The 22,159-nt window shown below is 66.3% G+C and carries 22 protein-coding genes; 12 read left to right on the top strand and 10 right to left on the bottom strand.

From position 1 onward, the window contains the following. The first annotated feature begins 9 nt into the window (after window positions 1-9). Both ACEQZY_RS05465 and ACEQZY_RS05470 read left to right on the top strand, forming a co-directional pair. Entirely contained in the window at window positions 10-552 is a 543-nt protein-coding gene (locus ACEQZY_RS05465; protein WP_370152860.1) for a TRAP transporter small permease, read from the top strand. After that, window positions 549-1,847, top strand: a complete 1,299-nt coding sequence (locus tag ACEQZY_RS05470) for a TRAP transporter large permease (protein WP_370152862.1) — start codon at window positions 549-551, stop codon at window positions 1,845-1,847. The genes ACEQZY_RS05465 and ACEQZY_RS05470 overlap by 4 nt, the downstream gene beginning before the upstream one ends. 19 nt (window positions 1,848-1,866) lie before the next feature. On the opposite strand, the gene otnI is transcribed toward ACEQZY_RS05470, so the two are convergent. Further along, window positions 1,867-2,658: a 2-oxo-tetronate isomerase gene (gene otnI, locus ACEQZY_RS05475; protein ID WP_370152864.1), complete on the bottom strand. Its 792-nt coding sequence runs from the start codon at window positions 2,656-2,658 to the stop codon at window positions 1,867-1,869. 86 nt (window positions 2,659-2,744) lie between these two features. Between otnI and ACEQZY_RS05480 the strand changes: the two genes are divergently transcribed. From ACEQZY_RS05480 to ACEQZY_RS05495, 4 genes are read left to right on the top strand one after another with little or no spacing between them, the layout of a single operon-like run. Beyond that, a complete protein-coding gene (locus ACEQZY_RS05480; RefSeq protein WP_341703753.1) occupies window positions 2,745-3,902 on the top strand; it encodes an MlaE family lipid ABC transporter permease subunit in 1,158 nt (385 codons plus the stop codon). Between the two features lie 3 nt (window positions 3,903-3,905). Continuing rightward, complete coding sequence (locus ACEQZY_RS05485; protein WP_341703752.1) at window positions 3,906-4,700, top strand: ABC transporter ATP-binding protein; 795 nt, start codon at window positions 3,906-3,908, stop codon at window positions 4,698-4,700. Between the two features lie 3 nt (window positions 4,701-4,703). Next, a complete protein-coding gene (locus ACEQZY_RS05490; RefSeq protein WP_341703751.1) occupies window positions 4,704-5,696 on the top strand; it encodes an MlaD family protein in 993 nt (330 codons plus the stop codon). Continuing rightward, entirely contained in the window at window positions 5,693-6,334 is a 642-nt protein-coding gene (locus ACEQZY_RS05495; RefSeq protein ID WP_370152867.1) for an ABC-type transport auxiliary lipoprotein family protein, read from the top strand. Before ACEQZY_RS05490 ends, ACEQZY_RS05495 begins: the two co-directional genes overlap by 4 nt. Before the next feature lie 4 nt (window positions 6,335-6,338). Here ACEQZY_RS05495 and gpt read toward each other — a convergent pair whose 3' ends face one another. The 5 genes from gpt to ACEQZY_RS05520 all read right to left on the bottom strand — a co-directional run bounded on the left by gpt (window position 6,339) and on the right by ACEQZY_RS05520 (window position 11,531). Beyond that, window positions 6,339-6,875 (bottom strand): xanthine phosphoribosyltransferase, encoded by a 537-nt coding sequence (gene gpt, locus ACEQZY_RS05500; RefSeq protein ID WP_341703749.1) that lies wholly within the window; start codon window positions 6,873-6,875, stop codon window positions 6,339-6,341. After that, window positions 6,872-7,333, bottom strand: a complete 462-nt coding sequence (locus ACEQZY_RS05505) for a thioesterase family protein (RefSeq protein ID WP_341703748.1) — start codon at window positions 7,331-7,333, stop codon at window positions 6,872-6,874. The genes gpt and ACEQZY_RS05505 overlap by 4 nt, the downstream gene beginning before the upstream one ends. 102 nt (window positions 7,334-7,435) lie before the next feature. Further along, a complete protein-coding gene (boxB, locus tag ACEQZY_RS05510) occupies window positions 7,436-8,848 on the bottom strand; it encodes a benzoyl-CoA 2,3-epoxidase subunit BoxB (RefSeq protein ID WP_341703747.1) in 1,413 nt (470 codons plus the stop codon). 13 nt (window positions 8,849-8,861) lie between these two features. Beyond that, complete coding sequence (gene boxC, locus ACEQZY_RS05515; RefSeq protein ID WP_370152870.1) at window positions 8,862-10,541, bottom strand: 2,3-epoxybenzoyl-CoA dihydrolase; 1,680 nt, start codon at window positions 10,539-10,541, stop codon at window positions 8,862-8,864. 87 nt (window positions 10,542-10,628) lie between these two features. After that, a complete protein-coding gene (locus tag ACEQZY_RS05520; protein WP_370152871.1) occupies window positions 10,629-11,531 on the bottom strand; it encodes a helix-turn-helix transcriptional regulator in 903 nt (300 codons plus the stop codon). Window positions 11,532-11,642: 111 nt separating this feature from the next. Between ACEQZY_RS05520 and ACEQZY_RS05525 the strand changes: the two genes are divergently transcribed. The 4 genes from ACEQZY_RS05525 to ACEQZY_RS05540 all read left to right on the top strand — a co-directional run bounded on the left by ACEQZY_RS05525 (window position 11,643) and on the right by ACEQZY_RS05540 (window position 15,164). Then, the gene (locus tag ACEQZY_RS05525; RefSeq protein ID WP_370152873.1) at window positions 11,643-12,110 is read left to right on the top strand and encodes a flavodoxin domain-containing protein; all 468 of its coding nucleotides are present in this window, start codon (window positions 11,643-11,645) and stop codon (window positions 12,108-12,110) included. A gap of 89 nt (window positions 12,111-12,199) precedes the next feature. After that, window positions 12,200-13,756: a benzoate-CoA ligase family protein gene (locus ACEQZY_RS05530; RefSeq protein ID WP_370152875.1), complete on the top strand. Its 1,557-nt coding sequence runs from the start codon at window positions 12,200-12,202 to the stop codon at window positions 13,754-13,756. Then, window positions 13,756-14,577, top strand: coding sequence for an alpha/beta fold hydrolase (locus ACEQZY_RS05535; protein WP_370152877.1), 822 nt, complete (start codon window positions 13,756-13,758; stop codon window positions 14,575-14,577). The genes ACEQZY_RS05530 and ACEQZY_RS05535 overlap by 1 nt, the downstream gene beginning before the upstream one ends. A gap of 158 nt (window positions 14,578-14,735) precedes the next feature. Then, window positions 14,736-15,164 carry a response regulator gene (locus ACEQZY_RS05540; RefSeq protein ID WP_341703741.1) on the top strand — a complete coding sequence of 143 codons (429 nt, stop codon included), beginning with the start codon at window positions 14,736-14,738 and terminating at the stop codon, window positions 15,162-15,164. Here ACEQZY_RS05540 and ACEQZY_RS05545 read toward each other — a convergent pair. Beyond that, a complete protein-coding gene (locus ACEQZY_RS05545; RefSeq protein WP_341703740.1) occupies window positions 15,161-15,538 on the bottom strand; it encodes a response regulator in 378 nt (125 codons plus the stop codon). The two genes, ACEQZY_RS05540 and ACEQZY_RS05545, sit on opposite strands and share 4 nt — an antisense overlap. A gap of 4 nt (window positions 15,539-15,542) precedes the next feature. Beyond that, window positions 15,543-17,120, bottom strand: coding sequence for an MHYT domain-containing protein (locus ACEQZY_RS05550; protein ID WP_370152879.1), 1,578 nt, complete (start codon window positions 17,118-17,120; stop codon window positions 15,543-15,545). A 193-nt stretch (window positions 17,121-17,313) separates the two neighbouring features. Here ACEQZY_RS05550 and ACEQZY_RS05555 point away from each other — a divergent pair, with 193 nt between their 5' ends. After that, entirely contained in the window at window positions 17,314-18,369 is a 1,056-nt protein-coding gene (locus ACEQZY_RS05555) for a Fe(3+) ABC transporter substrate-binding protein (protein ID WP_370152881.1), read from the top strand. 72 nt (window positions 18,370-18,441) lie between these two features. Here the strand turns inward: ACEQZY_RS05555 and ACEQZY_RS05560 are convergent, their stop codons facing one another. Further along, window positions 18,442-19,992 (bottom strand): tetratricopeptide repeat protein, encoded by a 1,551-nt coding sequence (locus ACEQZY_RS05560; protein WP_370152883.1) that lies wholly within the window; start codon window positions 19,990-19,992, stop codon window positions 18,442-18,444. Between the two features lie 13 nt (window positions 19,993-20,005). Next, window positions 20,006-21,712 carry an ABC transporter permease gene (locus ACEQZY_RS05565; protein WP_370152885.1) on the bottom strand — a complete coding sequence of 569 codons (1,707 nt, stop codon included), beginning with the start codon at window positions 21,710-21,712 and terminating at the stop codon, window positions 20,006-20,008. A 189-nt stretch (window positions 21,713-21,901) separates the two neighbouring features. Here ACEQZY_RS05565 and ACEQZY_RS05570 point away from each other — a divergent pair, with 189 nt between their 5' ends. Next, window positions 21,902-22,159 (top strand): hypothetical protein, encoded by a 258-nt coding sequence (locus ACEQZY_RS05570; protein ID WP_341705351.1) that lies wholly within the window; start codon window positions 21,902-21,904, stop codon window positions 22,157-22,159.

Consider the following 22,159-nt stretch of genomic DNA (forward strand, 5'->3'; position numbering starts at 1 on the left):
GACTGTCCGATGCTGAACCTCTACCGCCTGTCCGAAACCGCGGCCGCCTGGGCCGCCCGCGCCGGCGCGCTGTGCGCCCTGCTGGCCGGCCTGATCACCTGCGCCGACATCGTGATCCGCCATGCTGGTGGCGAGGGCATCATCGGCACCGTCGATATCACCCAGATGATGATCGTCGCCACCGCCTTCCTGACCATTCCCTATGGCTTCATCGCCGACAGCCATGTGGCGGTCGATATCGGCGTCGAGCGGCTGCCGTTCCGCCTGCAGGCGCTTTGCCGCGCTTTCGCCGCCCTGCTGGGCGCGCTGCTGATGGCGGCGATGGGCTGGTATGGCCTCGGCCAGTTCGAGACCGTCGCCATGATGGGCGACCGGTCGCAGACCATCGGCTGGCCGATGACCTGGTTCTGGTATCCGTTGCTGGCCGGTGCCTTCTTTGCCGCGCTGATGGCTGTGGCCGTGATGCTGCGGCACCTGGCGGCGGCGGTCACCGGCCGTGACCCGGCGCCTGCCGCGACGCCGCCGGCACTGGACGGGGAGGTAGTGCCGTGACGCCCGCCCTGACCGGACTGGCCGGCTTTGCCGCCGTGCTGCTGCTGATGCTGGTGCGGGTGCCGGTGGCGGTGGCGATGGGGTTCGTCGGCGCCGCCGGTTTCCTGTATCTGCAGGGCTGGGCGGGGCTGGCCTATGTGATGGGCGCCTCGCCCTTCGAGAGCGTGTTCCCCTACAGCCTGTCTGTCGTGCCGCTGTTCGTGATGATGGGGGTGTTTGCCTCCTATGCGGGCCTGTCCAGGCAGCTCTACGATGTCGCCTATGCCTTTCTCGGGCATTACCGCGGCGGGCTGGCGCTGGCGACCGTCGGCGCCTGCGCCGGTTTCGGCGCCATCTGCGGATCGGCGCTGGCCACCGCCGCCACCATGTGCCGGGTGGCGCTGCCGGAAATGCGGCGGCACGGCTATGCCGACAGCCTGGCGACCGCCTCGATCGCCGCCGGCGGCACGCTCGGGATCCTGATCCCGCCATCGATCATCCTGCTGATCTACGCGCTGCTGACCGAGCAGTCGCTGGGCAAGCTGTTCATCGCCGCGCTGGTGCCGGGCCTGCTGGGCACCGTGCTCTACATGCTGGCGATCACCGTGGTCACCCGGCTCAATCCGGCGCTGGGGCCGGCCGGCCGGCGCATGGCCTGGCCGCAGCGGCTGCAGACCCTGCGCAGCGTCTGGCCGGTGATGCTGCTGTTCCTGCTGGTGATCGGCGGCATGTATGTCGGCCTGTTCTCGCCCAACGAGGCGGCCTCGGTGGGCGCGGTCGGTGCGCTGGTGTTTGCCATCGCCGGCCGCACCATGGGAGTGGCGCGGTTCAAGGCCTCGCTGGTCGAGGCGGCCAGCACCAGCGGCATGATCTTCCTGATCATCATCGGCGCCGGGCTGTTCAACTTCTTCCTCGAAGGCACCGATGTGCCGCAATACCTGATCGCCCAGGTGCGGGCGCTGGATCTCGGCCCGGTTTCCTTCCTGATCCTGCTGTCCGTCTTTTACCTGCTGCTGGGCTGCCTGATGGACGATCTGGCGATGATCCTGCTGACCCTGCCGCTGGTCTTTCCGGTCACCCAGGCGCTGGGCATCGATCCGGTCTGGTTCGGCATCTACATCGTCACCATCGTCGAGATCGGCCTGATCACCCCGCCGGTTGGCATGAACCTGTTCGTGATCCAGGGCGTCGGCCAGGTGAAGCTGCAGACGGTGATCCGCGGCATCCTGCCTTTCATCGCCGCCGATGCGATCCGCATCGGCCTGCTGATCGCGGTGCCGCAGATCGCCCTGTTCCTGCCGGCCTTCATGGACTGACCCGGCGGCCGGCAACCCTTCAGCGCGGCCGGATGCCGTAGTCGCGGATCCAGCCGAGGCTGGCGACCGTGCCCGCCTCGCCGGCACGGTATTCGCAAGATACCCAGCCGTCATAGCCCAGCGCGTCGATCCGGTCGAAGATGAACCGGTAGTCGAGCTCGCCGTCGCCGGGGCCGCGGCGGTCGGGCGGATTGGCGATCTGCACATGGGCCGACCACGGCAACTGGCGCTCGAACCGTTTGGTGACATCCCCGTGGATGATCTGCGCATGGTAGAAGTCGAACTGCAGGCGCAGGTTCGGTGCGCCGATCTCCTCGATGATCCGCTGCGCCTCGTCATAGTCGTGCAGGTAGAAGCCGGGGATGTCGCGCCGGTTGATCGGTTCGATCAGCAGCAGGCGGCCGAAGCCCGAGGCCTGCTCGGCGGCCCAGGCAAGATTGTCTAGATAGCAGGCGCGCATGGCGCGGCGGTCGGCACCCGCCGGCTCCACCCCGGCGATCACATGGATGCGCGGGCAGGCCAGCGCCTCGGCATAGTCGAAGGCGCGCATCATCGCGGCACGGAAATCCTGCCGCCGGGCGGGCAGGGCGGCGAGCCCGCGTTCGCCGGCCGCATAATCGCCCGGCGGGGTATTGAACAGCACCACCTGCAGGCCGGCATCGCGGGCCGCGGCGGCCACGGCAGCGGGGCTGAAATCATAGGGGAAGGTGAATTCCACCGCCTCGAAGCCCTGGGCGGCGGCGGCCGCGAACCGGTCCAGGAAGGGATCTTCCTGGAACAGGAAACTGAGGTTAACGGCAAAGCGGGGCATCACAATCTCTCCGGGCTTTGGCTTGCCGGGGCGGCCAGTTCTGGTAAGTCTAAGACAAGTCAGACGCTTTTGCCATTCGAGGAGCGATGGCCGACGGGCGCTTGCAGGAGGGGCGTGACGGCAGGACGCTGAGGCTGGGCCTCAGCGGCGACTGGACGCTGCCCCATGCCGCGGCGCTGCTGCCCCAGCTGGACGGCCTCGCCCTGGCCCGGCTGGCCGATGCGCATCTGCAGAAGGGCGGCGAGCCCATTGCCTTGCTGGATACCGCCGGCCTCGGCCGCCTCGACACCGCCGGCGCAGTGCTGCTGCAGCGGCTGCAGAACCAGCTGGCGGATCGCGGTTTCAGCATCGACTGGCCGGCGGCGCGGCCCGAGCATCGCGCATTGCTGCAATATGCGGCCGGCGCCGGCGAGAGCGTCGTCGTCTGGCCCCGCGCCGGCAGCGGCTTCACCGGCTTCCTGATCTTTCTCGGCTGGCAGGCGACCTTCGTCGCCCGCGAGGCCCGGCGTTTCACCAGCTTCATCGGCCAGGTCACCGAAACCATGGTGCGCATGGCCTTCACGCCCCAGCGCATCCGGTTCACCGCCATGGTCTATCACATGGAGCAGGCGGGGCTGCGGGCGCTGCCGATCGTCGGGCTGATGTCTTTCCTGATCGGCATGGTGATGGCCTACCAGGGGGCCAGCCAGCTGCAGAAGTTCGGCGCCGAGATTTTCGTCGTCGACCTGATCGGTATCTCGGTGCTGCGCGAACTGGGCGTGCTGCTGACCGCGATCCTGATTGCCGGCCGCTCCGGCAGCGCATTCACCGCGCAGATCGGCACCATGAAGGTGAATGAGGAAATTGCGGCGATGCGCACGCTGGGCCTCGACCCGGTGGTGGTGCTGGTGCTGCCGCGTATGTTCGCCCTGATCCTGACCATGCCGCTGCTGACCTTCTTCGCCGACCTGATGGGCCTGCTGGGCGGCGCCCTGATGGCGTGGAATTCCCTCGATATCAGCCTGTTCACATTCTTTCGCCGGCTGCATGACGTGATCGGACCGCGCACGTTCATTATCGGCATGGTCAAGGCGCCGGTCTTTGCGGCACTGATCGCGCTGGTCGGCTGTTACGAGGGTTTGCGGGTCAAGCGCGACGCCGAAAGCGTCGGCCGGCTGACCACCCGTTCGGTGGTGCAGTCGATCTTCCTGGTGATCCTGTTCGATGCCCTGTTTTCCATCCTGTTCAACATCCTGGGAATCTGAGTCATGGCCCGGGACGAGGACAGGGAGGCGGTGATCCGGGTGCGCGGGCTGGTCAACCGGTTTGACGATCATGCCGTGCACGAAAATCTCGACCTCGATGTCTGGCGCGGCGAGGTGCTGGGTGTGGTCGGTGGCTCCGGCACCGGCAAGTCGGTGCTGCTGCGCACGATCATCGCCCTGAATGCGGCGGCGGCCGGCAGCATCGAGCTTCTGGGCACCGACATGATCAATGGCGATGCCGCGGCCCTGCGCAATGTGCGCCGGCGGTTCGGTGTGCTGTTCCAGGATGGCGCGCTGTTCTCGTCGCTGACCGTGGCGCAGAATATCGAGGTGCCGCTGAAGGAATATTACGACCTGCCCGCGGTGCTGCTGGACGAGATCGTCGCCACCAAGGTGCATATGGTCGGCCTGCCGCCCGATGCCGCCAACAAGTATCCGGCCGAGCTGTCGGGCGGCATGCGCAAGCGGGCCGGGCTTGCCCGCGCGCTGGCGCTGGACCCGGAAGTGGTGTTCTTCGACGAGCCGACTGCCGGTCTCGATCCGATCGGCGCCGCCGCCTTCGACCGGCTGGTGCGCGATCTGCAGAAGGCGCTGGGCCTGACCGTGTTCATGGTTACCCATGACCTCGACTCTCTGTATGCGATCTGCGACCGCATTGCCGTGCTGGCGGAAAAGAAGGTGCTGCTGGAAGGGCCGATGCCGGCCATGCTGGAAAGCACGCATCCCTGGGTGAACGAGTATTTCCACGGGCCGCGGGCCCGGGCGGCCGCGGCGAGCGCGGCGGCAGAGCGGAGGTAGGCAATGGAAACGCGGGCCCATCATCTGCTGATCGGCAGCTTCATGCTGGCCTTTCTCGCAGGCATCGTGGTGTTCGTCCTGTGGCTGGCGAAATCCGAGGTCGACCGCGAGATCGCGCGCTACAACATTTTCTTCACCGGCTCGGTGGCCGGCCTCGGCGTTGGCGGCGATGTCCGCTTCAACGGCATCAGGGTCGGATCGGTGTCGCAGATCGTGATCGACCGCAATGACACCAGCCGGGTGCGGGTGACCGCCGAGGTCGATGCCGATACGCCGATCCGCGAGGATTCCGAGGCGACGCTACAGCTGCAGGGCATCACCGGCGTGTCCTTCGTGCAGATCACGCCGGGCAGCCGCGAGGCGGCGATCCTGCCGGTGGTGGCGGGCCGCGATCCGGACAAATATCCGACCATCCGCTCGAAACCCTCGGCCATCGATGCCCTGTTCGAGGCGGCCCCCGACCTCGTCACCCGGGCTGCGCAGGTACTGAGCGACGACAATCTGCGCAACCTGTCCGGTTTCATCGCCGACCTGCGCGCGCTGTCGCAGACGCTGGTGCAGCGGCAGGACGCCATTGCCGGGGCCGTCGACAGTTTCTCGAAGACCAGCGCCGACATCGCCAAGGCGGCGGCGGCGGCGCAGGACATCGCCAGCAAGCTGGACCGCGTGATGGATCAGGCTGGGGCCACGCTGGCGACCGCCAACCGGCTGCTGGAAGGCGACGCGACGGCGGCGGCCCAGGATGCCCGCAAGGCGATGGCCGAACTCAACCAGCTGCTGGTCAGCCTGAACAGGGTGGTCGACGAAAACCGCGAGCCGGTCAATGCGATGACCACGGAGGGCTTCAGCGAATTCCGCCGCCTGCTGTCGGAAACCCGCATCCTGGTGGCCAGCCTGGCGCGGGTGGCGCAGCGGCTGGAAGACAATCCGAGCGCGGTGCTGTTCGGCGACCGCGATGCCGAATACCGCAACGAAGGGGGAGGGCAGCGGCGATGACGACGAAGCTGAACCGGCGCGATCTGCTGGCCGGCGGTACGCTGGCCGGGCTGGGCGGCCTGCTGGCCGGATGCGGCGGCCTGCTGCCGCAGGTGCCGCCGTCCAACCTCTATAACCTGTCGCCGAAAAGCACCTTCGGCGCCGAACTGCCTCGGGCCGACTGGCAGCTGGTGGTGGAGGAGCCTTTCGCGGCGGGCGGCCTCGATACCCACAAGATTGCCATCTACACCAATCCCTACGAGGTGAAGTATTACGCCGAGGCGCGCTGGGCCGAACGCACGCCGCGCATGGTGCAGACCCTGCTGGTGGAAAGCTTCGAGAATACCGGCAGGATCGTCTCGGTCGGGCGCCAGTCGGTGGGCCTGCGTTCGGATTTCAACCTGAAGAGCGAACTGCGCGAGTTCCAGGCCGTGCTGAAGCCCGGCAGTACCGCCCCCGACGTGCTGGTCGGGCTGGGGGTGAAGCTGATCGCGCAGCCGCGCCAGCAGATCGTTGCCTCGGCCAGTTTCGAGCGCAAGGCGACGGCAAAAAGCCCGGCCTTGCTGGATGTGGTGGCGGCTTTCGACGAGGCGCTGGGCTATGTGCTGCGCGAAACCGTGCAGTGGGTGCTGCTGACCGCGAAGAAGGACGCGGCCTGACCGGCTAGCCGCCGGCGCCACCGCCGCCGGCACCGCGCATGGCGACGATCGGCTTCGACATCACCGCTTCCTGGTCCCAGGGGAACAGGATCCAGGTGTCCTGGCTGACCTCGGTGATGAAGGTATCCACCATCGGGCGGCCGTTCGGCTTGGCATAGATGGTGGCGAAATGCGCCTTCGGCAGCAGGGCCCGCACGGCTTTTGCGGTCACGCCGGTATCCACCAGATCGTCGACGATCAGCCATCCTTCACCCTGGTCGGCCATGGCCGCCTGGGCCGGCTTCAGGATGTTGACCTTCTCGGTGCGGTTCAGGCCGTCATAGGTCGAACAGGAGATGGTCTCGATGACGCGGACTTCCAGTTCGCGGGCGACGATGGCAGCCGGCACCAGCCCGCCGCGGGTAATGGCGACCACGCCCTTGTACTGGCCCCCATTGCTTTGAGCGGTGTCGAGCAGGCGCCAGGCCAGCGCCTTACAATGGCGGTGCAGTTCCTCCCAGGAGACGGGGAAGAACTTGGTATAGCCGTGGCCTTCGGTCATGGACGGGTCTCTCCCTCGAGCAGGGCCGCGGTGGCGGCCTGGTATTCGGTAATGCGGGCGCGGATGGGCTCGGGGATCGACACCGATTTCATCCGCGCATTGTCGATGATGCAGGAGACCAGCGCGGCGCTGAAACACAGCTCGCCGGCCTGGTTGCGGCCGCGCATGGCATAGGTGATGGTCGAACGGCTGAGCCGGCGGACCAGCACCTCGATGGTGAAGGGTTCGCCATGCTTGATCGGTTTGTGGAAATCGATCTGGGTGCTGACGCTGGGCGAGCCTAGGCCGTCGCGCTGGTTCAGGTGGAACCAGTCGACGCCGGCCACGTCGGCGAAGAAGCTTTCCGCCGCTTCGAGCACCCAGTCGAGGAAGCGCGGTGTGTAGACGATTCCGGCAGGATCGCATTCGCCCCATCTGACGGTGCGGCGGATCGTGTAGGGAATCGGCTGCGCGGACATGCCGGATTTTATAGGGGGCGGCCCGGGAAAAAAGAAGAGGCGCAGAAAAAAGGGGCCCCTTGCGGGGCCCCGTGAGTAGTTCGGGGGAGGAAAATCAGGCGCTTAGGCGCGCACGTATTCGAAATCGACCGGCTGGTTGTTGATGCCGCGGGCCGGCGGTGCCACCCAGCCGGCGAATTTGCCGGGTTCGGTGACGGGCTTCATCAGGCTGATCACGTAGAGCCGGTCCTCGTCGGTCGGCAGCCATTCGTGATGCCGCGCATCCCATTCGGCCTGGCTGATGATGCGACCCTGGGGATCGACCCGCATCTCGGAGAACTGGCCGATCTGACGATGGAAGGCGCGGTGCGGCAGCTTCAGCTCGAAATCGATGCCATGGCGCTTGATGATCTGGTTCCAGCGCATCACGCCGCGGGCACAGTCGGCCACGTAGTCGTCGCGCAGGCGTTCGTTGAGCGCAATGAGGGCGGCTTCCTCCTTCTCGCGGAAGCCGTCGCCGTCGGCCTCGAGAACCTTGTAGGTCGCATCGGTCAGCTTGTGGTCGTCGCCGATCCGGGTCTCGTCGAACCGGCCCTTGATGCCCATGGTGTAGTAGTTGGCAGCGTTGGTGGAGATTTCCGAGCCGAACAGGTCGATCGACACCGAGAAATGGAAGTTGAGATATTTCTGCAGGGTCGGCAGGTCGATGCCGCCATGCTTGCGCACGTCATCGGTCTTGAAGTCGCGCATGATCTCGCAGGTACGCTGGATCACGCGGCCGACCCCGGTCTCGCCGACGAACATGTGATGGGCTTCCTCGGTCAGCATGAAGCGGCAGGTGCGCGACAGCGGATCGAAGCCGCTTTCGGCCAGCGACGCCAGCTGGAACTTGCCGTCACGGTCGGTGAAGAAGGTGAACATGAAGAAGCTGAGCCAGTCCGGCGTCTTCTCGTTGAAGGCGCCGAGGATGCGCGGCTTGTCGTCGTCGCCCGAGCGGCGCTGCAGCAGGGCCTCGGCCTCCTCGCGGCCGTCGCGGCCGAAATAGGCATCCAGCAGGTAGACCATGGCCCACAGGTGCCGGCCTTCCTCGACATTGACCTGGAACAGGTTGCGCAGGTCGTAGAGTGACGGGCAGGTCTGGCCGAGCAGGCGCTGCTGCTCGACCGAGGCCGGCTCGGTATCGCCCTGGGTGACGATCAGGCGGCGCAGCACGCCACGGTATTCGCCGGGCACTTCCTGCCAGGCATCCTCGCCCTTGTGGTCGCCGAAATTGACCTTGCGGTCCTTCTCCGGCTCGGCGAGGAAGATGCCCCAGCGGTAGTCCGGCATTTTGACATAGCCGAAATGCGCCCAGCCCTGTGCATCGACGCTGATCGCGGTGCGCAGATAGGCCTCGCGGGCCTGGAAGCCGGCCGGGCCCATATCCTGCCACCAGTCGAGGAATTTCGGCTGCCAGTCCTCCAGCGCGCGCTGGAGGCGGCGGTTGTCGGAGAGATCGACGTTGTTGGGGATGCGGGATGCGTAGTCGATTGCCATTGGTCTGTTCTCCCTATACGCGCTTGCGGTCGTAGGCCGCGCGCTGGCCGGTGCCGTAAAGCTTGAGCGCGCCCTGGTCGCCGACGGCGTTGGGACGCTGGAAAATCCAGTTCTGCCAGGCGGTCAGCCGGCCGAAAATCTTGGTTTCCATGGTTTCGGGGCCGCCGAAACGCAAGCTAGCTTCCATGCCGGTCAGCGCATCGGGCGAGAAGGCGGCACGTTCCTCGATGGCGATGCGGACCTCGTCTTCCCAGTCGATGTCGTCGGGCGTGAAGGTGACCAGGCCGGCCTCGTCGGCGGCCTGGGCATCGAGATCCTCGCCGATCATCTTCTCGATCACCGCCACATTGGCCGGATTGTCGAGATTGCGGCTGGCGATGCGGCTGAGGCCGTTCGACATCGGATAGGGGCCGAAATTCATCGGCGTCAGCCGGATGGCGGCCGGCGGGCGGTTGTCGCCTTCCATCTGGCCGTCCAGCATGTAGGAACGGTCGGCGGCCAGCGCCAGTTCCAGCAGGGTGCCGGTGAAGCACGAACCCGGCTCGATCAGCGCGAAGATCGAGCGCGACGAGACATCGATACGTTTGAACACGCGCTTCAGGAACAGGCGGATCTCGCGCACCAGCCAGTGGGCCTTGTGCTGTTCCAGCGCGGCATCATGGGCGGCGACGAGGGCCGAATCGCCATGGGTGCGGAACACCCACATGCCGATGGTTTCCTCGTTGGTGCGCAGATGCAGGATCAGGTCGTCCAGTTCGCGGGCCAGCGCCAGCGGCCAGAATGCATCGCCTTCGGCCTGGATGGCATCGGCAGAGGCGGGCGGTGCGGCCTTCGGGCCGGCGACGCTGATCTCGGCCACGCCCTTGTCGCGGTCGATTTTCGCTTCCACATGACGGTAGCTGATGCGGTCGCCATCGAGCTTCCGCTCCAGCACCGACAGGGTGATGCCTTTGGCATCGGCGGGGCGGTCGGATTTTGCCGCCATCTCGGCGGCGCGCTCGCGCATGGCATCTGCCAGGCGGGTGCGGGGCACGACCTCGTCGACCAGGCGCCAGTCGACGGCGCGCTTGCCCTTGATGCCTTCCTCGATGGTGCAGAAGAAATCGGCGCGGTCGCGGCGCACCATGCGCTTGTCGACCAGGCGGGTCAGGCCGCCGGTACCCGGCAGCACCGCCAGCAGCGGCACTTCCGGCAGCGAAACGCTGGTGTTGCCGTCATCGGCCATCAGGATGTAATCGGCGGCCAGCGCCAGTTCATAGCCGCCGCCGGCGCAGGGGCCGTTCACCGCGGCGATGTAGGTCTGCTTCGATTCCGCAGTCGCCTCTTCGATGCCGTTGCGGGTCTCGTTGGTGAATTTGCAGAAATTCACCTTCCAGCCATGGGCCGACTGGTTGAGCATGCGGATATTGGCACCGGCGCAGAAAATGCGGTCCTTGCCGGAGGTGAGGATCACCGAACGGACTTCCGGGTGCTCGAAACGCAGCCGCTGCACGGCGTCATGCAGCTCAATGTCGACGCCGAGATCGTAGGAATTCAGCTTCAGCTCGTAGCCGGGGCGCAGGCCGCCGTCTTCCTTCACGTCCATCGCCAGGGTGGCGACGGCACCGTCGATGCTGAGTTTCCAGTGCTTGTACTGGCTGGGCGCGGTGCGGAAATCCACCGGTGCGGCGCCATTCGGCTGGCTTGCGGCCATGGGGCAGTCCTCCCTTAAAACTGACTTGCATTATAATGCATAGTTTCGGGACGACAAGAATTATTTTGCAGGAAACTGCCCGGGCGCTTACTCCGCTGCCTCCCGGGCCAGCCAGGCAGGATGGGCCCGCAGGGCGGCAGCCAGTTCGCTGCCGGCCTGGTCGGCGGCGCGGCCGGCGGTGTCGAAGGTCATATCGGCGCGGGCATAGAGGGCCTCGCGCTGGGCCAGAATCCGTTTCAGGTCGGCCATGGCCTCGGACTGGCCGGCCATCGGACGCAGGTCGCCCTGGGCGACGACGCGGCCCATATGCTCCTCGGGCCTGGCCTTCAGCCACACCGTGAAGCAATGCGCCAGCAGATGGGCGTAGGTGGCAGGCTCGGAGGGCAGACTGCCGCCGGTGGCGATCACCTTCGGGGCGGGATCGGCAGTGATGCGCTCCAGGGCGCGGCGTTCGAAGCGGCGATAGGCGGCCTGGCCGTAGAGATCGAAAATCTCGTTGAGGCTGAGGCCGGCCTCCGCCTCGATTTCCTTCGCCATCTCGACGAACTGCAGGCCGAAAGCGGCGGCCAGATGCCGCCCCAGCGTGGTCTTGCCGGCACCGCGCAGGCCGGTCAGCGCGATATGGCGTTTCACGCTGGGCGCGACGCCGAAGCGTTCGCGGATGAAACCCTGCAGTTCCTGCAGCTGTTCTGGCGCAAGATCCTCCACCTGGCGCAGCAGCAGGGCCTGGTCGACGGTCAGCGGGGCACGGTCGCCGAGGAATTCGGTGATCGACAGATCCATGGCCCGGGCGATCTGGCGCAGCAGCAGGATCGAGATATTGCCGGCGCCGCTTTCCAGCTGCGCCAGATAGCGTTCGGAAACACCTGAATCCTTTGCCAGAATTTTGCGGCTCATGCCACGGCGGGCACGGGCGTTGCGAACGCGCTCGCCCACTATCTGCAGGAATGCGGTATCGTCGGGACTGGCCTTGTCGCGGCTCTCGCTCATATTATGCATTATAGTGCAATTTTCTATGGAGCGCCAGCGCCGCATGCGTTATAGTTCGGGCTCGCTATCCATAGCACGGTATTCACTGGCAGCGCGTTGAGGAGGGCAGCCATGCAGATTTCCATTTTGGTCGGCACCATGACCGGGACCGCCGAGCTTGTCGCCGGCGATATCCAGAAGGCCCTGGAAGGCAAGGGGCATGCGGTCGAGGTGCTGCTGATGGACAATCTGAAGGCCGATGTGTTCGAGCGGCCCGGGGCCTTCCTGATCTGCACCTCGACCTACGGCCAGGGCGATGTGCCGGACAATGCCCGCGATTTCCTTGCCGATCTGGAAGCCGTGAAGCCGGACCTGACCGGCAAGCTGGTCGGCATCATCGGTCTGGGCGACAGCACCTACCAGGACACCTTCAATCACGGCGGCGAACAGTTCGAGAAGGGCCTGCAGGCCCTGAATGCCACCATCGTCGGCGACCGCATGCAGCACAACGCCTCGAGCGGGTCGCTGCCGGAGGAAGACGGCGTGACCTGGGCGCTGGACTGGGTCGAGCAGGTCGTGCCGCTGGCCAAGGCCGCCTGAGCCCAGCCTTCTGCGCCTTTTTGCCTGCCCCGCCGGCCCGGTTTCCCGGGCCGGCGCAACCATAAGAAACACCCCGGAGGAAACCGATCATGCCCCGCTTTCTGGAGCTGCCGCGGCAATACAATGCCGCCAGCCATTTCATCGACCGCCATCTCGCCGAGGGCCGCGGCGACAAGATCGCCGTCATCGACGACAAGGGGCAGTACAGCTATGCCGATCTTGCCGCGCGGGTTAACCGCGCCGGCAACCTGCTGAAGGGGCAGGGTGTGCAGCCCGAGCAGCGCGTCATGCTGGCGCTGCTGGACGGCATCGACTTTCCGGCGATGTTCTTCGGTGCCATGAAGATCGGCGCCGTGCCGGTGCCGGTGAACACGCTGCTGACCACGAAGGACTATGATTTCCTGCTGCGTGACAGCCGCGCCGCCGTGCTGGTGGTGTCGGATGCGCTCGTGGAAAAGTTCCGCCCGGTCATCTCGGACCAGCCGTTCCTCAGGCAGGTGCTGATTTCCGGCCAGGTGCCACCGACGGTGACCCCGCTGGCCGACCTGCTGGCTCAGCAATCCGACAAACTGGACACGCTGGCGACCACGCCGGACGACGTTGCCTTCTGGCTGTATTCCTCGGGCTCGACCGGCTCGCCGAAGGGCGCCATGCACCTGCAGGGCGACATGATCCACACCGCCGTGCTGTATGGCGAGGAGGTGCTGGGCATCCGCGAGGACGATGTGGTCTTCTCGGCTGCCAAGCTGTTCTTCGCCTATGGCATGGGCAATGCCATGACCTTCCCGCTGCATGCCGGCGCCACAGCCGTGCTGATGGCCGAGCGGCCGACCCCGGCCGCAGTGATGAAGCGGCTGAAAGACCACCAGTGCTCGATCTTCTATGGCGTGCCGACGCTGTATGCCGGCATCCTCGCCGACAGCGGCATCACGAAAGAGAGCGGCTCGGCGAAGCTGCGCCGCTGCGTTTCGGCCGGCGAGGCCCTGCCCGAGGAAATCGGCAAGCGCTGGCACAAGCTGTTCGGCGTCGACATCCTCGACGGCATCGGCTCGACCGAGATGCTGCACATCTTCCTGTCCAACCGGCCGGGCAACGTGCGTTACGGCACCACCGGCGAGGCCGTGCCAGGCTATGACCTGCGTATCGTCGACGAGCAGGGCAATGCAGTGGAGCAGGGCGGCATCGGCGAGCTGCTGGTCAGCGGGCCGTCCAGCGCCATGGCCTACTGGAACAACCGCACCAAGAGCCTCGCCACCTTCCAGGGACCGTGGACCCGCACCGGCGACAAATATCTGCAGACCAGGGATGGCTATTACATCTATGCGGGCCGGTCTGACGACATGCTGAAGGTCAGCGGCATCTGGGTGTCGCCCTTCGAGGTGGAATCGGCACTGGCGGCGCATCCGCAGGTCCTGGAGACGGCGGTGGTTGCGCATACCGATACCGACGACCTGATCAAGCCGAAGGCCTATGTGGTCCTGAAGGACGGCGTTGGGACCACCGATGCGCTGGCCGAGGAACTGAAGGCTTTCGTCAAGGAACGGCTGGCGCCCTACAAGTATCCGCGCTGGGTCGAGTTTGTTGACGAACTGCCGAAGACCGCCACCGGCAAGATCCAGCGTTTCAAGCTGCGGGATCTTGCCTGATGGGCGGCAATGCCGGAGAGGCGGCGCTGCATCATACCGACCTGCCCGGCGGGCGGGTGGAATACCGCTGGGCCGGGCCGCGGCTGCGCGACGCGGCGCTGCCGGTGATCGTGCTGCTGCATGAAGGTCTGGGCTCTGTCGCGCTGTGGAAGGATTTCCCCGACCGTCTGGCGGAGGCGACCGGCCTGCCGGTGCTGGTCTACAGCCGGGTCGGCTATGGCGGTTCGGCGCCCTGCGCTCTGCCGCGGCCGCTGACCTACATGCATGAGGAAGGCGAGCGGGCATTGCCGGCGCTGATCGCGGCACTGGGTATCGGCCGGCATATCCTGGTTGGCCATTCCGATGGCGCGTCCATCGCGCTGATCTATGCCGGCGCCGCCAGGGAGGCGGTCCCCGAACGCGACGGGCTGCTCGGCGTGGCCGCTCTTGCGCCGCATGTTTTCTGCGAGGAAGTCTCGGTCACCGCGATCCGTGCGGCCGGCCGCGCCTATGCCGAAGGCGACCTGCGCAGCCGGCTGGAGAAATATCACGGCAGCAACATCGACTGTGCCTTCCACGGCTGGTGCGATTCCTGGCTGAATCCCGACTTCATGAAGTGGAATATCGAGGGTTATGTCGACCGCATTGATGTGCCGGTTCTCGTGATCCAGGGCGAGGGGGATGAATACGGGACGGCGGCCCAGGTCGAGAGCATCGCCCGGCGGGTACCGGCAGGGGCCGGTGTCCTGATGCTGCCAGACTGCGGGCACAGCCCGCATCGGGACCAGCCGGGCGCCACGCTGGATGCCCTGGCGGGATTCGCGGCAAAGCTGTATCGCTGAGCCGCATTGCTCCAACCGCGCTTGCGGAAGCCGCGTATGTCTGACCGGCAGAACGGGGCATGTTACATTCCGGTGACGGGCTGCTGGCTTTCTCCGTGGTTGTTCGGAGTCGCTGCTATTTCAATTGCACCGGTGGACGGCGCGTGTACAGTGCCACCATGAGCATGCCTTCCCGAACAGCATCGGTGCCGCCACGCATCCTGGTGATCGACGACCATCGCGACTTCGGCGCGCTGGTGCAGCGGGTTGCCGAGAAAGCCGGCTACATGGTCCGGCTGACCGACAGTCCTGATGGTTTCCGTGACCTCTGCGCGACCTTCCAGCCCGACCTGATCTGCCTCGACATCGTCATGCCGCAGGAAGACGGCATCGAACTGATCCGCTGGCTGGCCGGCAGCGGCAGCCGGGCGGCAGTCTATATCATGACCGGTCACAGCCCGGCTTTTGCGCGGGCAGCGGTCGAGATCGGACGCAGCAGGGGTCTGAACATTGCCGGCATCCTGCAGAAGCCGGTGTCGCTGGCGACGCTGCGCGATATCCTTACCGCTGCACGGCCCGGCAGCAGCCTGCCGGCCGCAGCCGACTAGCCGGCCACTCCGCGCAGCTGCGCCTCGATCTTTGCCAGCAGACGCGGCAGGTCTACCGGCTTGGTGTCGTAATCGGCGCAGCCGGCGGCAAGGCTTTCCTCGCGATCGGCCGCCAGCGCATGGGCGGTCAGGGCGATCACAGGCACGGCGGCCAGTTCGGGCAGCGCCTTCAGGCGCCGCGTCGTTTCCAGCCCGTCGATGCCGGCGCCAAGGCCGATATCCATCAGGATCAGATCGGGGCGTTCGCGCGGCGCAAGGTCCAGCGCCGCTTCGCCGGTGACGGCATGGCACAACGCAAAGCCGCGCTTGGCCAGCCGCCGGCTCAGCATGTCCAGGTTTTCGGGATTGTCCTCGACAATCATCAGTTTCGGCATCGGTTCAGTCCGCCGCTTCCGCCAGCCGGCCGCGGGCCGGCACGGCGATGGTGAAGACCGATCCGGTCCCGGGCTGTGAGGCCAGCGTGATGTCGCCGCCCAGCAGCCGGATCAGCCTGCGGCTCAGCGCCAGGCCGAGGCCGGTGCCGCCGTGATGGCGGGCCACGTTGCTGTCACCGCGCTGAAACTCGTCGAAAACCCCCTCCTGGTGCTCCGGTGCGATGCCGATGCCGGTGTCGTGTACGGTAATCTCGATCCAGTCGGCGCCATCGCGTTCGGCAAGGCGGGTGGCGAGGGTAACCGTGCCATTGCGGGTGAATTTGGCGGCATTGCCCAGCAGGTTGATCAGGGCCTGCCGCAGCTTGGTCACGTCGGTATCGACACGGTCGATCGCCACGGCATGTTCGACGATGCAGCGGTTGCCATTCTCGTCCAGCATCCGGCGGCAGACCGTGACGGCATCATCGAGGATGTCCTTCAGCGCAACACGCTCGATGTATACTTCCATCTTGCCGGCCTCGATCTTGCTGAGATCGAGGATGTCGTTGACCAGGGCCAGGATATGCCGGCCGGCGGTACGGATCTTCTCGATATCCTCCAGGCTGCCGGTCAGGCCGTTTTCCTCGGCTTCCTCGATCAGGATTTCGCTGTAGCCGATCACGGCATTCAGCGGTGTGCGTAATTCGTGGCTGATGCTGGCAAGGAAGTCGGTCTTTGCATTGCTGGCACGCTCCGCCCGCTGCTTGGCTTTCAGCAGTTCGACCGTGCGCGTGCCGACCATGCCCTCGAGTTTTTCGTTCAGGTCGCGCAGCCGCTCCGCCTCGGCGCGTGCGCGGTTGGCCAGGGTCTGGTCGACCATCGCGGCCAGCAGGGCCAGAAACAGGATGATGAACGAGGCTGCGGCCACGGCCACGGCCAGCACGCCAGGCTGCAGGTCGGTCCCGGTAGACAGCGCGCCATGGGCCGGAACGTAACTGGCGGCGGCCATGCCGGTATAATGCATGCCGGCCACGGCGATGGTCATTGCCGCGGCAGCCACCAGCTTGAAGACCAGTGTTTTCGATTGCAGCGACAGCCACAATGCCGCGGTGGCGGCGACAACACCGATCAGCACGGACAGCAGCACCAGCGGCTGGTACCAGATAATCAGGGCGCCCATCCGCATCGCCGCCATGCCGGTATAATGCATGGCGCTGACCCCGAGGCCGGTAAGGATGCCGGCAGCAGCCAGGGCAATCCGGCTGTCAGGGCGCCAGCTGACGATCAGCAGGCCGACGGTGACGAAGACGATTGCCACCAGCAGGGAGATGACAGTCAGGCCCGGGGCATAGTTGATGGGCATCGGCAGCTGGAAGGCCAGCATGGCGACGAAATGCATGCTCCAGATGCCGCCGCCGAGCGCGATGGCCGCCCCCAGCAGCCAGCCTGTGCGGATCCGGCCGAAGCTGGCCAGCATGCGGTCGGCGAGGCTGAGCGAGGTAAAGCCGGCAAAGAAAATCACCGCCAGGCTCAGCAGGACCAGTTCCGGCCGGTAACTCTCGACCAGCGGTATAGCGAGGAATCCCGGCTCGGTTTGCAGCATGTGATATCTTCCGTATGGGGACGGTTTGTCGCGGCCGCCGGCGCATTCCCCTGATTTATCTTACAGGTATTCGGCTTTTGCGGTCACGCGGCAAGAGCGCGGAGGGCCCTTGCCTGAGGCGACAGGGATGCTACATTCCGCGACTGCAAGTCACTCGCATATGCGGGTACGGCCATCATCTATGGAGAGAAACATGCGTCTCGTCTGCCTGAATGCCGCCACTGCCCGGCGGGTCTTCATGCTGGGGCTGGCTGCCGGCAGCCTGGCTGTCACGCTGCCGGGCCTCGCCGCGGCCGAGGAGGTGGTCAACCTCTACTCGTCGCGCCACTACGATACCGACGAGGCCCTTTACGAGACTTTCACCAAACAGACCGGCATCCGCATCAACCGGCTGGAAGCCACCGAGGACCAGCTGCTGCAGCGCATGAAGGCCGAAGGCGACAAGAGCCCGGCCGATGTGCTGATCACGGTGGATGCCGGCCGTCTCTACCGTGCCCAGTCGATGGACCTGCTGCAGCCGGTCCGCTCGTCGGTGCTGGAGAAGGCGATCCCGGCCCATCTGCGCGAGCCGGATGGCCACTGGTTCGGCTTTTCCAAGCGCGCCCGCATCCTCGTGGTCAACAAGGACAAGGTGAAGACCGGCGAGATCAGCCGTTATGAGGACCTGGCCGATCCGAAATGGAAGGGCCGCGTTCTGATCCGGTCCTCGACCAACGTCTATAACCAGTCGCTGATCGGCTCGATGATCGCTGCCGATGGCGAGGCGAAGACCGAGGCCTGGGCCAGGGCCGTGGTGGCCAATTTCGCCCGTGCCCCGAAGGGCGGCGACACCGACCAGATCAAGGCGGTGGCGGCCGGCGAGGGCGATGTGGCGCTGTCGAACACCTATTACTTTGCCCGCCTGCTCGGTTCGAAGAAGCCCGAGGACAATGCGGTGGTTGCCAATCTCGCGGTGATCTTCCCGAACCAGAAGGATCGCGGCACCCATGTGAATGTCAGCGGTGCCGGCGTGGCGAAGTATGCCCCGAACAAGGCCAATGCGATCAAGTTCCTCGAGTATCTCGCCACCAAGGAAGCGCAGGAATACTTCGCCAGGGGCAATTACGAGTTCCCGGCCGTGGCCGGGGTGCCGCTGCATCCCGTGATCGCGTCCTGGAGCGATTTCAAGGAAGACACGCTGAATGCCGCAGTGTTCGGCAAGAACAACGAGGCGGCCCTGAAGCTGATGGACCGCGCCGGCTGGAAGTAATGCCGGCGGCGATGCCGCAAACGGAAAAGGCGGGGCCATGCCCCGCCTTTTTTCTTGCCGCCGGCCGGCGGTTCAGGTGCGGCGGGCGAGAATCATGAAGCAGGGCACCGGCTGGCCCATTTCCACCCGGCCTTCGGTATCGTCCCAGCGCACGGTCTCGTAGCCGGCCGCCTGCAATTCCCGGCGCACATAATCGGCATCATGCTGGTAGCGGCCGGTGGGGCCGAGACGGTAGCCGGCGGCCGGGGTCGGGCCCTGCATCGCCTCGACGGTGAAGCCGAGCAGGCCGCCATGCACCATCCGGCCGGCCAGCGCACGGAAGCTGCTGCCGAGTTCGCCGAAATAGCAGAAGACATCGGCGGCGATGGCAAGGTCGTACCGGTCGCGGTCGGCGGCCAGAAAGGCGCCGAGCTCGGCCTCGTGCAGGCTGTCATACAGGCCGCGCGCCCGTGCCTTCTCAAGCATGCCGCCGCTGAGATCGACGCCGACCAGGCGGCGGGCCAGCGGTTTCAGATGGGGTGCGCAGAGCCCGGTGCCGCAGCCGGCATCGAGGATGGTCAGGTTGGCGGCACGCTCGCCGAGAGCCGCATGTGCGGCCGCGCAGAGCCGCTCCGGCACCCGGTAGCCGAGCCCTCCGAGCACCTGTTCGAAATCGCTGGCAAAGCGGTCGAAGGTCTCGCGCACATAATCGTCGCCGGCGCGGGCCGGTGCCGGCTCATCCAGGATCGCCGCCGCCATATGCTGGGCGATGGCATTGCCGGAATGGGCCTGCCGCCAGGTCTCTGCCAGCGTGCGGGCGCGTTCGGCCTGGCCGTCGCGCACCAGGCCGTACAATGCCTCGCCGACGGTGTAGTGCAGCATCGTCTCGTCCGGCGCCACTTTCAGGCCGAGCATGGCGATCTCGGCGCTTTCGCCATGGTGGCCGGTACGATACAGGCAGAGCGACAGGTTGCGCAGGGCGTGGATATGCCCCGGCACCAGTGCCAGCACCGACCGGCAGGAGTCGATGGCGGCCGGGTAATCCTCGCGCTCGGCCAGCAGGCCGGCCAGATTGGCATGGCCGTCGGCAAAGCGCGGCTCGATCTCGACCGCCTTGCGGTAGGCGGCTTCTGCGGCGGCCTTGTCACCCTGGTCGCGATGGGCGTTGCCGAGGCTGAAATAAGCCTGGAAATAGGGTGGGTGCTGGGCAATGGCGGTCTTGTATTCAGCGATGGCACCGTCGATGTCGCCGGTCTGGCGCAGGGCGATACCGCGATTGAAATGCAGCAGCGGATCCTGCGGCCGGTGTTTCAGCCCCTCGTCATAGGTTTCCAGCGCCTGGCCGGCGCGACCGAGCCGCAGATAGGTGTTGCCCAGATGCACATAGCCGGGTGGATGTCCGGGCTGCAGCTGGATGGCCCGGCGAAAGGCTTTCGCTGCCTCTTTCAGTTCATTGGCCGCAGTGTGCGCGACCCCGAGCGCGAACCACGCATCGGGCCGGTTCGGCGACTGTTTCAGCAGGGTTTCAAGCACCTGACGGGCAGATTCGGCCTGACCCTGGGCCAGCAGGGATTCGGCCAGCACCATCGGATCCTTGCCGACGCCGGCCTGCCGCAGCATCGTTTCCCTCAGAACATCAGTCATCACGCGGTTCCTGTCAGCCCGACTCGCCCGGTCGCGACCGTATCACGGCCCGGTGCAGCCAGATTACGGGAATCAGGCTGATCGCCACAATGATCACCGACCCGGTCGAGGCCTCTGCCAGCCGCTCGTCGCTGGCCAGCTGGTAGACACGCACTGCCAGCGTGTCGAAATCGAATGGGCGGACGATCAGGGTGGCCGGCAGTTCCTTCAGCACATCAACGAAGACCAGCATTGCCGCGGTCAGCAGGCTGCCGCGCAGCATCGGCACATGCACGCGCCGGACCACGCCGAGCGGAGTTGCGCCCAGCACGCGGGCGGCGTGGTCGATGCTGGGGCGGATCCGGTGCAGGCCGCCATCCACGGCATTGAAGGCGACCGCCAGAAAACGCACCAGATAGGCATAGAACAGGGCGATGACGCTGCCGCTCAGCAGCAGGCCGGCATTGATGCCGAAGCCCTTCAGCCAGCCGTCGATCGCATGGTCGAAATAGGTCAGCGGCAGCAGCACACCGATGGCGATCACCGATCCGGGTACGGCATAGCCCATGGTCGAAAGCTGGATCAGCCAGTTCATGCCGCGATGCTGCGCCAGCCGCTGGGCATAGGCGAGTGCCACGGCGATGGCGACCAGCAGCAGGGCCGCGCCGCTGGCCAGCCAGAAGCTGTTGGCAGTGAAGCCGGCCAGCCGCCCCAGGCTGGACGGATCGCCTTCGCGGATGGCCAGCCAGAGCAGCCAGCCGCAGGGCGCCACGAAGCCGGCCAGCACGGTGCCGCCGCAGGCCAGCATCGCCAGCGCGGCGGCCAGCGGGGGCAGCGGACGCACCGGCAGGGGGCGCTGGCGTGCCGAAGTGTGGTGGAAGCGGCGGGCCTGCCGGCTGGCCCGCTCCAGCATGATGGCGGCCAGCACGAAGATCAGCAGCACCGCGGCGAGCTGGGCGGCGGCGATGGCATCGCCCATGCCGAACCAGGTGCGGTAGATCGCCGTGGTGAAGGTGGGCACCCCGAACCAGTTGACGGCGCCGAACTCGGCCAGGGTTTCCATCAGCACCAGCGCCAGGCCGCCGGCGATCATCGGCCGGGCCAGCGGCAGCGCGATGCGGCGGAACCGCGTCCAGGGGCCGAGGCCCAGCGTGCGGCCGACCTCAAGCACGCAGACCGACTGGTCGATGAAGGCGGCGCGGGCCAGCATGAAGACATAGGGATAGAAGGCGAAGGTCAGCAGGAAGATGGCGCCGCCCAGCGACAGCAGGTCGGGAAACCAGTATTCCCCGCGTTCCCAGCCGAACAGGCCGCGCAGCCCGCTCTGGATCGGGCCGGAATACTGCAGCAGGTCGCCATAGACGAAAGCCGTCACGTAGCTGGGCATGGCCAGCGGCAGGAACAGGGCCCAGGACAGCCAGCGGCGGCCGGGAAACTCGGTCATCGTCACCAGCCAGGCGCAGCCGGTGCCGATCACCACGGCGCCGAGACCGACGCCGAGCATCAGCAGCGCGGTGTTGGCCAGCATCTCCGGCAGCACGGTGGTAATCAGGTGGTGCCAGACATCGGCGGCCGGCTGGGTCAGGTTGACCAGGATGGCGACAACCGGCGCGGCGATGGCCAGGGAGAGCAGGATGGCAAACCCGGTCCACAGCATCCGGTGGCGGATGCGCACCGGCCCTGACCGTGCCGCGGGGGCGGCCGGCGGCGATGGCGGAGACGGGGCGGCAAAATCGGTCACGGGCGCCTGAAGCAGGTTTGCGGCAGCGGGTTTGCAGCGGGGCAGGGCCCCTGCTTAACCGATCTGCGAGGGGTTCGCAAATCCCGGACCCGGAGCACCGGATATGCACGGCCGTGTGACCGCCATCTGCATGCCGGCGATTGCTGCCCGCGGGCGGCTTTTCTATGCTGGCCCATGCAGGAGGAATGGATGGCGCAGGGCTTTGCGGATCGACATGGCCACAAGCCGACAGCGGCGCAGCTGCGCTATCTCCGGCGGGGCCTGCGCCAGCCCGGCGGCAAGCTGCCCCTGTTCGACGAGCACGGCCAGCAGATCAGTCCCCAGACCATCCTGTCATGCGTGCGGGCCGGCTGGGCCGAGCCCTGGTTCGAAAATCCCATCAAGCCCGACTGGCTGGTCTGCAAGCTGACACCTGGCGGCCGGGCCTTGTTCGAATTGTCGCGGTAG

It is taken from the genome of Ferrovibrio sp., assembly GCF_964218355.1.
Lineage (GTDB): Bacteria > Pseudomonadota > Alphaproteobacteria > Ferrovibrionales > Ferrovibrionaceae > Ferrovibrio.